This is a genomic window from Amycolatopsis sp. PSD-21, from assembly GCF_055561455.1.
Genome location: NZ_CM145712.1, coordinates 2,824,212 through 2,837,600, shown reverse-complemented (window position 1 = coordinate 2,837,600; position 13,389 = coordinate 2,824,212). Strand labels below are relative to the sequence as shown.

The following is a 13,389-nucleotide window of genomic DNA, read 5'->3' as shown; positions in this document are numbered from 1 at the left end:
AACTCTCCCGGTCTCCCGGCATGGGGATCGAGGAGCGTCCGAGGGTACGCCGACCGCACCCCTAGGGGAAGGCCGCGACTTTCGGCGGAGAAAGACCCCACCGAGGCGGGAGGTGCCCCGACGCGGGGCGCGGAACACTTGCCCGGTAAGGAAAGCACTCGAAACCGGGGGAATTCGTGATGAACCGGCCCACTCGTGCGGAACAGCGCAAAGCCCGCAACGCCCTCTTCGGCCAGGCGCTCACGGTCGCCTTCGCCCTGCTGCTGGCGGCCGCCACTCGCGCGTGAAGGCCCCCTTCCCTCGGCTGAGCCGAGGGAAGGGGGCCTTCACGCGCGTTCGGGACTAGACCGGGATGACCGTCGGCACGATCATCGGGCGGCGCCGGTAGGTGTCGGCGACCCAGCGGCCGACGACGCGGCGCACGGCCTGCGCGATGCGGTGCGTGTCGGTGATGCCCTCGGCCTCGGTCCTGGCGAGTTCCATCTCCACCATCGGGAGCACGGCGTCGAGCGCCTTCGGGTCGTCGGAGAACCCGCGCCCGGACACCGTCGGGCGGGTCACCGCGCGGCCGGTGCTGGTGTCGACGGCGACCGTGATGGCGATGAAACCGCCTTCGCCGAGCACGAGCCTGTCCGACAACGTCGACTCGCCGACGTCGCCGACCGAGAGGCCGTCGACGTACACGTGCCCGACCTCGACCCGGCCGGTCCGCGTGGCCTTGCCGTCGACGAGGTCGACCACGACGCCGTCCTCGGCGATGACCACGTTCTCCGGCGCGACACCGGTGCGCACGGCCAGCTCGCCGTTGGCGCGCAGGTGCTTCCACTCGCCGTGCACCGGCATGACGTTGCTGGGGCGCACCGCGTTGTACAGGTACAGCAGCTCGCCCGCCGACGCGTGCCCGGACACGTGCACCTTGGCGTTGCCCTGGTGCACGACGTTCGCGCCGAGCCTGGTGAGGCCGTTGACGACGCCGAAGACCGCGGTCTCGTTGCCCGGGATCATCGAGCTGGCCAGTACGACGGTGTCGCCGGCGCGGATCGAGATCTGCCGGTGCTCGCCGCGCGCCATCCGCGACAGCGCCGACAGCGGCTCGCCCTGCGAACCGGTCGACACGAACAGCACCTTGCTCTCGGGCAGGTCACCCGCCTGGTCGAGGTTGACCAGCAGGCCGTCGGGCACGTTCAGCAGCCCGAGGTCGGCGGCGATCCCCATGTTCCGGACCATCGAGCGGCCGACGAAGGCGACCCGGCGGCCGTGGCGGACGGCGGCGTCGAGCACCTGCTGGACGCGGTGCACGTGGCTCGCGAAGCAGGCGACGATGACGCGCTGGCCGACCTTGCGGACGACGTCGTCGAGCACCGGGCCGATGTCGCGTTCCGGCATGACGAACCCGGGCACCTCGGCGTTGGTCGAGTCGACGCAGAACAGGTCCACGCCCTCGTCGCCGAGCCGGGAGAACCCGGCGAGGTCGGTCAGCCTGCCGTCGAGCGGGAGCTGGTCGAGCTTGATGTCGCCGGTGTGCAGCACGACACCCGCGGGTGTGCGGATGGCCACCGCGAGCGCGTCCGGGATCGAGTGGTTGACCGCGAAGAACTCCAGGTCGAACTCGCCGACCTTGCGTCGCTCGCCCTCGCGGACCTCGATCAGGTTCGGCCGCTGGCGGTGCTCCTTGGCCTTGGCCGCGAGCAGCGCGTTCGTGAACCGGGAGCCGTAGATCTTCAGGTCCGGGACCAGCCGCAGCAGGAACGGGACGGCGCCGATGTGGTCCTCGTGCCCGTGGGTGAGGACGAGGCCGTCGATGTCCTCTAGGCGGTCTTCGATCGCGCGGAAGTCGGGCAGGATCAGGTCGACGCCGGGCTGGTCGTCTTCGGGGAAGAGCACCCCGCAGTCGACGATCAGCAGACGGCCGCCGAACTCGAAGACGGTCATGTTGCGGCCGACTTCGCCGATCCCGCCGAGCGCGACCACGCGCAAGGCGCCTTCGGGCAGCGCGGGCGGTGGGGTGGTCGGTCCGGGTCCGGTTGGCAATGAACTCACCGAGGCATGGTCCCTACGCTGGTATGTGAGGTCGGCGCCGTGTAGGCCGCCGCTGAATCTGCTTGTGCCACTCGTGCACCATGCCAGTCACTGGCGGCGCTTTCCCCGAGCGGCACGCCTCCCTGGGCGAGATCCGCGGAAATCGCCTGGAGCTGCTCGTCGCTCGCGGCCACGATGGGCAGCCGCGGGTCACCGATGTCGAATCCGCGCAGCCGCAGGGCCGCCTTCGAGAAGGCGACGCCGCCGACCCGGGACATCGCCCGCAGGACCGGCAGCATGCCGCGGTGGTTGGTGCGCGCGGTGGAGGTGTCGCCGGATTCGTAGGCGTCCATCATGCCGCGGATGCGGCCCGCCACGACGTGCCCGATCACGCTGACCACGCCGGTGCCGCCGACCGAGACCCACGGGAGGTTGAGGCCGTCGTCACCGGAGTAGTAGGCGAGCTGGGTGTTCGCGATGACCTCGGAGCCGGCGATCAGGTCGCCCTTGGCGTCCTTGACCGCGAGGATGCGCGGGTGCTCGGCCAGCCGCAGCAGCGTGTCGACCTCGATGGGGACGATCGAGCGCGGCGGGATGTCGTAGAGCATCACCGGCAGCTCGGTGGCGTCGGCGACCGTGGTGAAGTGCGCGTAGAGCCCGGCCTGGCTGGGCCGCGAGTAGTACGGGGTGACGACGAGGATGCCGTGGGCGCCGGCCGCTTCGGCCTGCTTCGCCTGCTCGATGCTGTGCGCGGTGTTGTTCGTGCCGGCCCCGGCGACGATCGTCGCGCGGTCACCGACGGCCTCGACGACGGCCCGGACCAGTTCGGTCTTCTCGGCGTCGGTCGTGGTGGGGCTCTCCCCGGTCGTGCCGTTCACGACGAGACCGTCGTTGCCCAGTTCCACGAGATGTTCGGCCAGCTCCTGCGCCCGCTTCAGGTCCAGCGCGCCGTCGGCGTCGAAGGGGGTGGCCATCGCGGTGAGCACGCGCCCGAACGGTCTTCCCGGCGCTGCGGTGGGTGGAGTGGACATGCTGTGAAGGTACCTCCTGCCAGCGCCGGACCCCTTGCCGACGTGGTCGCTCCCGCCGAATGCGGGAGATTTTCCGCGACGAAGGCGAACTCGGCGCAAACTCTCTGTGAGCTATTTGACCTTGGTCGTGATCTGCGCGGGGATCTGGCTGCTGTCGGTCTTGGCGAGCAGGCAGTAGTAGCCGCGCGAATAGCTCGGGTCGTCCTCGTTGGGCGGCCGATTCCATTCGGCTTCGGTCGGCACGACGGCCCGCCAGGTCAGCGAGGCCCGCTGCGCCCCGGGCACGACGTTCGAATTGAAGGTCGCCGAACACAGCGACTCGGCGATCCGGTTGACCGCGTCCGCGCCGGGATACACCGCGACCTGGGCTTCGTCGTCCGAAGCGGACTCGACGTCGAGCAGGCTTCCCTTGGCGAAGACCTCCAGCAGATGGTCCTTGCCGCAGCTGACGCCGTCGTTCAGGTTGACGCCCTCTTTGAGCGGCACGTTGTAGCAGTCACCGGAGGAACCGAGCTTGATCTGCCCGTTGATGCCGTAGGTCAGGGTGGGCTGGGCCTGGTTGCTCCCCTCCGGCGCGGCCATCCAGCGGCCGAGGAAGATGCCGCCGACCAGTGCGCCGATCACGGCGACCGCGGCCAGGCTCAGCCACAGCGGGCGCAGGTTGCGCTTCGCCGGGGCCGGGGCCGGGGCGAGCCGGGTCATCGGCTGTCCGTGCTGCGGCATCATCGCCGTGCCGCCCGAAGGCGGCGTCGGCTGGGCCTGCACGCCCTGCGCGGCCGCGAGCAGGCTGCGCACCTGGTCGTACGACATCCGCGCCTCGGGTTTGGTGACCAGCAGGCCGAGGATCGCGGCGGCCAGCGGGCCCTGGACCCTGGTCAGGTACGGGGCCTCGGTCATGATCGCGTGCAGTGTCGCGGCGGTGGTCGACCGTTCGAACGCGACGATGCCCTCCGCGGCGAAGAACAGCGTCGTGCCCAGCGACCAGAGATCGGATTCGGGCATCGCGTCGCGGCCCTCGACCCGTTCCGGCGCCATGAACGCGGGTGAGCCGACGATCATGCCGCTGGTGGTCAGGCGCGGGTCGTCGGCGGCGTGCGCGATACCGAAGTCGGTGAGCTTTACCCGGCCGTCCGGCGCGACCATGATGTTCGCGGGTTTGACGTCGCGGTGCACGATCCCGGCGGCGTGCGCGGCGCGCAGCGCGGACAGCACCCGCTCCCCCACCAGCGCGACCTGCTGGGCGGGCAAGGGGCCGTGGTCGCGCACCAGGTCGGCCAGGGTGGGCGCCTCGACCAGCTCCATCACGATGTAGGTCGCGCCGTTCTCGGTGACGACGTCGTACACCGTCACGACGGCCGGGTCATTGAGGCGCCCACCCGAGCGGACCTCGCGCAGCATCCGCTCCGACAGCACCGAGGCGTCCTCGGGCGCGTTCGGGAACTTGAGCTCCTTGATCGCGACCTGACGGCCGATCACCTGGTCCTGCGCGCGCCAGACGATGCCCATCCCGCCGCGGCCGAGCTCGCCCAGCAGGGCGTATCGGCCGGCGACGATCCGCGCGCCGGAGGCCTGCTGCGTCTGCTGGGGCGGCCCGTACGGACGGGTCTGTTCGTCGGTCAAGGTTCGGTGCTCCTTCGGTTCGCGCAGGATGCTAACTCGGACCCGTTCGCGCGCCGAAAGGTTCCTTCGCCTGGCTCGTGAATCAGACCGTGACCTCGTGCCCGGCTTCCCGGAGCGCCTTCACCGCGCGCTCCAGCTCCGGAGCCCGGACCAGGACGTGGTCGGTGTCGAAAGTGGACATCGAGAACAGCGCCACCCCGGCGGCGGCCAGCTCGCTGGACAGCGCCGCGATGATGCCGGTCAGCGTGAAGGCCAGCGGCCCGCGCACCGACAGCAGCCGCCAGCCGTCCTCGACGGTGGCCCCGGCCGGCGTGAGACCGGCCGGGCAGATCACCGACAACTCTTCCGGGGTGCGCGTGATCGAGATCAGCACGGGCTCGCCGGGGTCGAGCAGGTTCGCCGGAACCGGCGCGTCCGGGGCGAGGCGGGCGACCGTGTACTCGCCGGGCCGGACGTCGATCGCGAGGCGTCGCATCAGCCCTCGAGGACCTTCGGGCTGGACGCGACCTCGGTGCCGTCGGGCAGCGCGGAGATGGTGAAGTCCGCGAACACGTTGCTCGAAGCCTTCTGCAGCTCGCGCAGGCACTCGATGGCCAGGGCGCGGATCTCGACGTCGGCGTGCTCGGTGGCGCGCATCGCGATGAAGTGCCGCCAGGCGCGGTAGTTGCCGGTGACCACGATGCGGGTCTCGGTCGCGTTCGGCAGCACGGCGCGGGCGGCCTGGCGGGCCTGCTTGCGGCGCAGGGTCGCGCTCGGCACGTCGGCGAACTTCTCCTCCAGCCCGGCGAGCAGCTCGGTGTAGGCGTCGACGGCGGCCTGCGAGGCGGCGAGGAACTTCGCGTGCAGCTCCGGGTCCTGCGCGATGACGTCGGGCTCGACGAACGCGGCGTCGCGCTCCGGCACGTAGCGCTGCGAAAGCTGCGAGTAGGAGAAGTGACGGTGACGGATCAACTCGTGCGTCAGCGACCGGGAGATCCCGGTGATGTAGAAGCTGACGGAGCCGTGCTCCAGCACCGAAAGGTGGCCGACGTCGATGATGTGCTCGAGGTAGCCGGCGTTGGTGGCCGTCTTCGGGTTCGGCTTCTTCCAGGACTGGTAGCAGGCCCGGCCCGCGAATTCGGCCAGCGCCTCACCACCGTCGGCATCGGTCGACCACGGTACGTCCGACGGCGGGAAGAACTCCGTCTTCGCGATCAGTTGAACCTTGGGTGACACGGTCTCGGCCACGTTCGCACTCCTTTTCGACCCCTGCTCCACGACTCCGGGCAGCGTAACCGCAAGCGTCTTCGACGCCGGGGCGACATCACGGTGACGTCAGCTCTCCTTGACGTGACATCACAAGTGACGTCATAGTGGTGTCATGGATCTGACGCCGTACATCACAAGCCTTCGCGAGGACCTCGCGAACACGGCTTCGGCCGGCGACGAGCAGACGCGGCGCGCTGCCGCGCTGCTGTCGTCGGCGCTGGAGCCGGCCGCCCGCCTGACCATCATGAACGCCCTCGCCGACCTCGCCGCCGAAGTGACTTCGGAGCTGCCGGGGCACGTCGTCGACGTCCGGCTCGACGGCCGCGACGTGCGCGTCGTCGTCACCGGCGCGGGCTCCGGCTCGGCCGAGGGTGCCGAGCAGTCCGCGCCACGCCAGGAGGCGCCACGCGCGCCCAAGGTGGACACGGGCGACATCACCCGCATCACGCTGCGCCTGTTCGAGCAGGTCAAGGGCCAGGCCGAAGCCGCGGCCGCCGCTCAGGGCGTCTCACTGAACACGTTCGTCTCGCAGGCCGTTCAGGGGGCGCTGGGCAAGAGCGGGAGCGAGCTCTGGCACTACAAGCAGAAGCCGGGCGGCGGTGCGGGGTCGCACCTGCACGGCTGGGTCCAGGGCTGAGGGGGACGGAAATGACCGAGGAAAACACTCCCGCGGGTGAAGAGACCGTGCGCGTCGAGGACTTCGAGGCCGAAGGCCCGATCGAGATCGACGTGAGCGTGGGCATCGGCCGGGTGACCATCGAACTGACCGGCGAGAGCGGCGTCCACGCCGAGGTCCGCCGGGACGGCGGCGAACAGCAGCCGTGGGTGGACGGGATGACGAGCCTGCTCAGCTGGGTCGGGGAACGTTTCGGGGACCAGCTCGGCGGCTCTCCGGTGGGGTCGGCGGGCGACGCCGTGGCGCAGACGCGGATCGAGAAGGTCGGCAACCGGCTGGTCGTCCAGGCGCCGAAGGCCTGGCAGCTGAAGAACGTCCCGCTCGCCGTCACCGTCCGGGCCCCCGCCGGTTCGCATCTGGAGGTGCGGGCCGGGGCGGCCGATGTCACGGTGACCGGCTCCGCCGGGCGGGCCGACCTCCTGACCGGCGCCGGCAAGATCGGCCTCGAACGGGCCGACGGTTCGGCGATCGTCCGCACCGGCACCGGCGACATCAAACTCGGGCCGACGCTGTCGGGTCTCCAGCTGCGCACCGGCAGCGGGTCCGTCGAGGCGGCGTCGGTGAGCGGTTCGGCCACGCTCGCGACCGGCACGGGTGACGTCTGGCTCGGCGAGGTCGCGGGCGAGGTCCTGGCGCGCACCGGCAGCGGCTCCCTCTCGGTGGCGGACGCCGCCTCCGGGACGCTGGAGCTGACCACCGGATCGGGTGAAGTCCGCGTCGGGATCCGCGGCGGCGTTCAGGCGGAGATCGACCTTTCGTCGACGACCGGGTCGGTGTCGAGCGAGCTGGAGGTCGCGGAGACCGCGCCCGCGGAGGTTTCGCTGAAGGTGCGGGCGCGCACCGGCACCGGCGACGCGGTGGTGACCAGCGCGGCCAGCTGAGGTCGCGGACCGCAGGGGGATCGAGGGACCTTTGCTCTCACTTTTCCACGGGGGTGGGAGCGAAGGTCCCTCGCTCATTTCTTCATGCTGTCGGTGGCGTGTTGCGAAAGCCACTTTCGCAACGTTGAAGGTTGCGAAAGTGGCTTTCGCAACCTTGGCGTGGGGTACGAGCGGCCGAGGCGTCCAGCTAGTACATGAAGGCCCCCTTCCTTGCGTCTGACGCAAGGAAGGGGGCCTTCATGTACTTCGGTGGTCAAAGCCTCACTGCACCAGGCGTGAAAGCACCGGAGCGAGATCGCCCCGCTCCCCCACCACGACCCCGTCCAGCCCCTGCCAGTCCGCCATCAGCCGCAGCTCGCCCGCCAGCTCACTGGCCACGCGCGCGACATCCACACCGGGCTCCGCGAAGGCGCCCTGAACGCGAAGCACCCCGGCGGCCCGATCGCATTTGAGGTCGACCCGGCCGACGAGTTCGCCGTCGAGCAGGAACGGGAACACGTAGTACCCGTAGATCCGCTTCGGCTCCGGCACGTAGATCTCGATGCGGTAGAAGAAGTCGAAGATGCGCTCGGTGCGGGCGCGTTCCCAGATCAGCGGGTCGAACGGCGACAGCAGGGCCCGGCCGGTGACGCGGCGAGGCGCCTTCGCCGCGACGTGCCGGTACGCCGGGGCGGGCCAGCCGTCCACGGTCACCCGTTCCAGCACACCCGCCTCGACCAGTTCGGCCACCGCCCGCTTGCTGACGTCCGGCCCGAGCCGGTAGTAGTCCCGCAGATCCGGTTCGGTGCCGATGCCCAGCGCGACGGCCGCGCGGGTGATCAGCTCGCGGGCGCCTTCCTCCGGGCTCACGGTCCGCGACAGGATCTCCGGCGGGACGACGCGTTCGGTCAGGTCGTACAGCCGCTCGAACGACCGCCGGGTGCCGGTGGTCAGCTGGCCCATGCCGAAGAGCCACTCACAGGCCTTCTTGACCTCCGACCGCTCCCACCACGAGCCGGGTTTCGTGCCGGTCCCCTTACCCTCCAGCGCCCGCTCGATACCGCCCGCGCCGATCGGCCCGAGTTCCTTGACCACGGTCAGGATGTCGTCCACCAGCTGGGGCGTCTGCTCCAGCACCCGCGCGTAGTTCGTCCACCAGCCCATGCGTTTCGCCCCGGACCGCAGGAGCGGCCAGTCCGCGATCGGCAGCAGACTCGCCTCGTGGGCCCAGGTTTCGACCAGCAGCCGGGGTTTGCGCGCGGAATGGGACCAGGCCGCGTCGTCCACCAGCGCGGGCTCGTACGCACCGAGCCGGGAGAACAGCGGCATGTAGTGCGCGCGGACCGCGACGTTCACCGAATCCAGTTGCAGCAACTGGATTCGCGACAGCACGCGTTGCAGATGCCGCCTTGTCGCCGCTCCGCCCGGACGCGCCTCGGCGAACCCCTGCGCGGCCAGCGCGATCCGGCGCGCGACCGGCCCGCTGATGGTCGTAGTGCTCATCCTGCGCATGCTGCCATCCACCACCGACAGTTTCCGGCCGCACCGCTAATCTGCGCAGCATGGCCGCCGCCGAAGTCCGCCCAGCAGTCGTGTCCGACGCCCCCGAGATCGCCCGCATCCAGCGCGACACGTGGCGAAGCGCCTACACGGAGTTGCTCGGCGAAGCGGCCGTCGCCGGGCTCGACATCGACGAACTCGAAAAGACCTGGACCGAAACGATCGAGTACCCGGGCACGCGCGTCTTCCTCGCCACCGAAGGCGAGTTCACAGTGGGCTTCTGCGTCGCCGGCCGCGCTCCGGAGAGCGAGGTCGCCACCGCCGACGGCTCACTGCCCGACGACGCTTCGACGACGGCGCTCATCGCGTCGCTGCTGGTCGAGCCGCGCTGGGGACGGCGCGGGCACGCGGGACGGCTGCTGGCGAACGCGTCCGCCTGGCTGCGCGAGGACGGCGCCACGCGCGGGATCAGCTGGGTCGCCCAGACCGATCATGCGTCACTGGGTTTCTTCCGCCGCGCGGGCTGGTCGCCCGACGGGACCGTCCGCATCCTCGACACCGGAAGCACGAACGTGCGCGAAGTCCGGCTCACCGGCGGTCTCGACCTCGAGCTCGCTCCGTGACTTCGCGAACACGACCCAGCGCATTACCGAGTACATGAAGGCGCCTTCGCACGCCCCGGCGATGAGCCGGGAGAGGCGGTAGTCGACGCCCAGCGCGGCCAGCCCGGCGCCGACACCCAGCAGGAACGCCACGTAGTTGATGACGATCGCGATGACGTACAGCACCGCCTGTCTGCCGACGGGCGCGTGCGAACGGAAGTTCATGCTGCGGTTCAGCACGAAGCTCAGGCCGAACGCCGTCGCGTACGCGAGCGTGATCGCCAGCCACACCGGCAGGCCGAGCCAGCTTCGGAGCAGCATCAGCAGGATCAGGTCGACCCCGAAGGTGAACCCGTTGATGAGCGCGAAACCGAGGAAACTCGGCGCCACCAGCCGGGAAAGCCCGAAGGGGAGGCGCCGCACCACGGCCGCGCAGAAGTCGGCGAAGCGATCCGCGAAACCTTTGCCGCGGACCGCGTCGTGCACGTCGGCCACGGGTTCAGCATGGCAGCGGCAGGTGGCCGCGAGCCGACGAACAGGTGATCTTCTGGTGCGGCCCGGAAGCCGGGAACGGGGGCTGGCCCCAGTGCGTCCTGGTTTTCAACTGATAGCTTGGAGAGAACGAAGATAACGGGGAGGCAACGATGGCAGGCTGGTTGCTCCTGTCGTTCGGCGTCGCCTTCGGCTCCGCGATCCTCCCCGTCGTCAGCATCGAGATGTTCCTCATCGGCCTGTGCGCGAGCCAGCCGACGATGCCGTGGCTGCTGCTCGGCGCCATCGTCGCGGCCGGTCAGGTGGGCGGGAAGACGCTCTACTACCTCGCCGCGAAGGGCACGATCAAGCTGCCGAAACCGCTGCACGACCGCCTGCATCGGGAGCGGCCGCCCACCGCGCGCCGGGAAAGATGGCGGGCGCGCACCAAGAAGATGCGCGCCCGGCTCGACGCACTACGCGAACGGTGCCACCGGCATCCGCATTGGATGGCGGGCACGTACGGGGTGAGCTCGGTCGTCGGCCTGCCGCCGTACATGGCCACGAGTGTCCTCGCGGGGCTGGTGCGGATGCCGCTGGCGACGTTCCTGGCCACCGGTTTCCTCGGCCGCTGGCTGCGCTTCAGCCTGCTGGCCGCCTCCCCCGCCCTGTTCGCGGGCTGGTTCCACTACTGACCCTGGGTCGTGAGTGGCGTTTCGGGTTAGAACCCGAAACGCCACTCACGACCACCTGGACCGATGCCCTGGCGGGCGGTCTCAGGTGCCACGGCCCCGCATTTAGTCCCCTAAGTGCGGGAAGCGGCTTCGAGTTCGACGGCGCGCCGCATCGTCGCGCGGGCCCGTTTCCGGTCGCCGGCGATCTCGTACGCGTACGCCAGCCGGTACCAGACGCGCCAGTTCTCCTGGTCCGCCTCGACTTCGGCGCGGCGCTCGTCGAACCAGGCGTCCGCGGCATCGCGATCCACCCGGCCCGAAGGCCGCCGGGGCAGATCGGAGACGTCGGGCAGGCCGCCTTCCTCGTCCAGCCGCCGCGAAAGCCGCTGGATCTGGACGCCGGAACGCCAGGTGGTCACGATGATCCAGATCCCGAGCAGCGGCAGCAGCAGGACCCCGACGCCGAAGAGCACCGGCACCGTCTCGCCGGTGCGCACCAGCGCGATGCCCCGGCCCGCCAGCAGGACGACGTAGACGGCGAGCGCCGCCGTCATCACCAGCGCGAAGTTGCGGGCCCTCACAGGTCGAGGATGTTCTCGAGACCGACCGTGAGGCCGGGCCGCGTGAGCACCGAACGCACGCCGAGCAGCACACCCGGCATGAACGACGTGCGATGCAGCGAATCGTGGCGGATGGTCAGGGTCTCCCCCTCGCCACCGAACAGGATCTCCTCGTGCGCCACCAGTCCGGGCAGCCGCACCGAGTGCACGCGGACGTCGTCGACGAGCGCGCCCCGGGCACCGTCCACTTCGGACGTCGTCGCGTCTTCACCGGGAGCGAGACCGGCTGCCGCGCGGGCCTCGCCGATCAGCCGGGCGGTGTGCGCGGCCGTGCCGGAGGGCGCGTCGGCCTTGCGGTTGTGGTGCAGCTCGATGACCTCGGCCGAGTTGTAGAACCGCGCCGCCTGCTGGGCGAACCGCATCGCCAGCACCGCGCCGAGCGCGAAGTTCGGCGCGATCAGCACGCCGAGCGACGGGTCGGCCGCGAGCCACGAGCGCAGCTTCTCCAGCCGCTCCTCGCTGAACCCGGTGGTGCCGACCACGGCGTGGATCCCGTTGCCGGTCAGGAACTCCAGGTTGTCCATCACCGCGTCGGGATGGGTGAAGTCGACGACGACCTGCGCCTGCTTGAGCGCCGCGAGGTCGTCACCGGCGTCGAGCGCGGCGACGAGCTCCATGTCGTCGGCGCCGTCGACGGCGTTCACCACTTCCTGGCCCATCCGGCCGCGTGCGCCCAGCACACCGACGCGAATTCCAGCGGTCATGATGCGATCACCTCGTGCAGATCGTCCGGAAGGTCGTCGGCGTGAGCGTACGGCCCGACCACCGCCGCCGCCGAGACGCCACCAGGGCGGGCGAGCAGAGTGCGAGCGAGCGCACAGACCTCTTCGGTGGTGACGGCGTCGATCCGCGCCACCGTGTCGTCGACGCCGAGATAGCGGCCGTAGTTGAGTTCGTTCTTGCCGATCCGCGACATGCGTGACGAAGTGTCTTCGAGGCCGAGCACGAGCCCGCCCCGCAACTGCCCCTTCGCGCGCGCGACCTCGGCTTCGCTCAGCCCGTCCTTGCCGACGAGTTCGAGCACCTCGCGGATCACCCCGGCGACCTCGCCGAGCTTTTCCGGCTGGCAGCCCGCGTACACGGCCATGTGCCCGGTGTCGGCGTAACTCGCGACGGACGAGTACACCTGGTACGCCAGCCCGCGCTTCTCCCGGACCTCCTGGAACAGGCGCGAACTCATCCCGCCGCCGAGCGCGGCGTTGAGCACCGACTGCGCGAACCGGCGGTCGTCGTGCCGCGACAGCGAACGCAGGCCGAGCATCACGTGCGCCTGCTCGGTGTCGTCGGTGTGCAGCGCGAGTTTCGGCGCCATCGCGATCCGCGCCCGCCCGCCGCGCGGCGGCACCGGCGTCGCCGCCCCGGTCAGCCTGGTCCGCAAAGCCTTGCGCACCAAGCGAAGCACCTGGGCGTGCTCGACGTTCCCGGCGACCGCGAGCACCATCCGCGGCAGGGTGTAGCGACGCCGGTAGAACCCGCGCAACGCCGAAGCGGACATCTCGACGATGGACTTCTCGCTGCCCAGCACCGGACGGCCCAGCGCGTGGCTGCCCAGGATCGCGCCGACGAACGTCTCGTGCAGCAGGTCTTCGGGGTCGTCGTCACGCATCGAGATCTCTTCGAGCACGACGCTGCGTTCGGTCTCGACGTCCTTGTCCGTGCACAGCGCCTCGAACACGACGTCGGTGACGAGGTCCATCGCCAGCGGCAGATCCTCGTCGAGCACCTGCGCGTAGTAGCAGGTGTGCTCCTTCGCGGTGAACGCGTTGAACTCGCCGCCGACCGCGTCGATCTCCTCGGCGATCTGGGTGGCGTCCCGGTTCGTGGTGCCCTTGAACAACAGGTGTTCGAGGTAATGCGCCGCGCCCTCGACCGACGACGGCTCGTCCCGCGATCCGACCCCGACCCACAGCCCGACCGTCGCGGACCGGGAGGCGGGTACGTGCTCGGTGATGACCCGGAGGCCACCGGCCAGCACACTGCGTTTGACCACCGCACCGTCCGAAGTGGACTCCAGCGTACGGGTGCTGCCGACGGGCTGTTCGTGCCCGGGAACCTGACGAGCCAACGG

Annotated in this window: 13 protein-coding genes and 1 pseudogene; 4 read left to right on the top strand and 10 right to left on the bottom strand. The window is 70.3% G+C overall.

What is annotated here, in order from left to right; genetic code table 11:
- Positions 1–342: 342 nt before the first annotated feature.
- From ACZ1DY_RS13750 to thyX, 5 genes are all read right to left on the bottom strand, one after another.
- Positions 343–2,040, bottom strand: a complete 1,698-nt coding sequence (locus ACZ1DY_RS13750; RefSeq protein WP_185927423.1) for a ribonuclease J — start codon at positions 2,038–2,040, stop codon at positions 343–345.
- A complete protein-coding gene (gene dapA, locus ACZ1DY_RS13745) occupies positions 2,037–3,050 on the bottom strand; it encodes a 4-hydroxy-tetrahydrodipicolinate synthase (protein ID WP_465484598.1) in 1,014 nt (337 codons plus the stop codon). The genes ACZ1DY_RS13750 and dapA overlap by 4 nt, the downstream gene beginning before the upstream one ends.
- Before the next feature lie 111 nt (positions 3,051–3,161).
- Positions 3,162–4,670 carry a serine/threonine-protein kinase gene (locus ACZ1DY_RS13740; RefSeq protein ID WP_465484597.1) on the bottom strand — a complete coding sequence of 503 codons (1,509 nt, stop codon included), beginning with the start codon at positions 4,668–4,670 and terminating at the stop codon, positions 3,162–3,164.
- Positions 4,671–4,752: 82 nt separating this feature from the next.
- A complete protein-coding gene (locus ACZ1DY_RS13735) occupies positions 4,753–5,145 on the bottom strand; it encodes an ACT domain-containing protein (protein ID WP_257488109.1) in 393 nt (130 codons plus the stop codon).
- Positions 5,145–5,897 (bottom strand): FAD-dependent thymidylate synthase, encoded by a 753-nt coding sequence (gene thyX / locus ACZ1DY_RS13730; protein ID WP_007029376.1) that lies wholly within the window; start codon positions 5,895–5,897, stop codon positions 5,145–5,147. Before thyX ends, ACZ1DY_RS13735 begins: the two co-directional genes overlap by 1 nt.
- Before the next feature lie 133 nt (positions 5,898–6,030).
- Here thyX and ACZ1DY_RS13725 point away from each other — a divergent pair, with 133 nt between their 5' ends.
- Together ACZ1DY_RS13725 and ACZ1DY_RS13720 are read left to right on the top strand one after the other, a co-directional pair.
- Positions 6,031–6,555: a toxin-antitoxin system HicB family antitoxin gene (locus ACZ1DY_RS13725; protein ID WP_465484596.1), complete on the top strand. Its 525-nt coding sequence runs from the start codon at positions 6,031–6,033 to the stop codon at positions 6,553–6,555.
- 11 nt (positions 6,556–6,566) lie between these two features.
- A complete protein-coding gene (locus ACZ1DY_RS13720) occupies positions 6,567–7,475 on the top strand; it encodes a DUF4097 family beta strand repeat-containing protein (RefSeq protein ID WP_192745648.1) in 909 nt (302 codons plus the stop codon).
- A 261-nt stretch (positions 7,476–7,736) separates the two neighbouring features.
- Here ACZ1DY_RS13720 and ACZ1DY_RS13715 read toward each other — a convergent pair whose 3' ends face one another.
- Entirely contained in the window at positions 7,737–8,957 is a 1,221-nt protein-coding gene (locus ACZ1DY_RS13715) for a winged helix-turn-helix domain-containing protein (RefSeq protein WP_465484595.1), read from the bottom strand.
- A 59-nt stretch (positions 8,958–9,016) separates the two neighbouring features.
- Here ACZ1DY_RS13715 and ACZ1DY_RS13710 point away from each other — a divergent pair, with 59 nt between their 5' ends.
- Entirely contained in the window at positions 9,017–9,577 is a 561-nt protein-coding gene (locus tag ACZ1DY_RS13710) for a GNAT family N-acetyltransferase (RefSeq protein WP_257488113.1), read from the top strand.
- A gap of 66 nt (positions 9,578–9,643) precedes the next feature.
- On the opposite strand, the pseudogene ACZ1DY_RS13705 reads toward ACZ1DY_RS13710, so the two are convergent.
- Positions 9,644–9,877: pseudogene (locus tag ACZ1DY_RS13705) on the bottom strand (GtrA family protein); the annotation flags it as partial.
- A 323-nt stretch (positions 9,878–10,200) separates the two neighbouring features.
- Here ACZ1DY_RS13705 and ACZ1DY_RS13700 point away from each other — a divergent pair.
- On the top strand, positions 10,201–10,722 hold the full coding sequence (locus tag ACZ1DY_RS13700) for a YqaA family protein (RefSeq protein ID WP_192745652.1): 522 nt from the start codon (positions 10,201–10,203) through the stop codon (positions 10,720–10,722).
- 110 nt (positions 10,723–10,832) lie between these two features.
- Here ACZ1DY_RS13700 and ACZ1DY_RS13695 read toward each other — a convergent pair whose 3' ends face one another.
- Genes ACZ1DY_RS13695 through ACZ1DY_RS13685 form a run of 3 tightly spaced genes read right to left on the bottom strand, consistent with a single transcriptional unit; the run spans position 10,833 to position 13,386 of the window.
- Entirely contained in the window at positions 10,833–11,282 is a 450-nt protein-coding gene (locus ACZ1DY_RS13695) for a tetratricopeptide repeat protein (RefSeq protein ID WP_378444199.1), read from the bottom strand.
- Positions 11,279–12,025 (bottom strand): 4-hydroxy-tetrahydrodipicolinate reductase, encoded by a 747-nt coding sequence (dapB, locus tag ACZ1DY_RS13690; RefSeq protein ID WP_257488115.1) that lies wholly within the window; start codon positions 12,023–12,025, stop codon positions 11,279–11,281. The genes ACZ1DY_RS13695 and dapB overlap by 4 nt, the downstream gene beginning before the upstream one ends.
- Positions 12,022–13,386 (bottom strand): M16 family metallopeptidase, encoded by a 1,365-nt coding sequence (locus ACZ1DY_RS13685; protein ID WP_126737738.1) that lies wholly within the window; start codon positions 13,384–13,386, stop codon positions 12,022–12,024. The genes dapB and ACZ1DY_RS13685 overlap by 4 nt, the downstream gene beginning before the upstream one ends.
- Positions 13,387–13,389 lie beyond the last annotated feature (3 nt).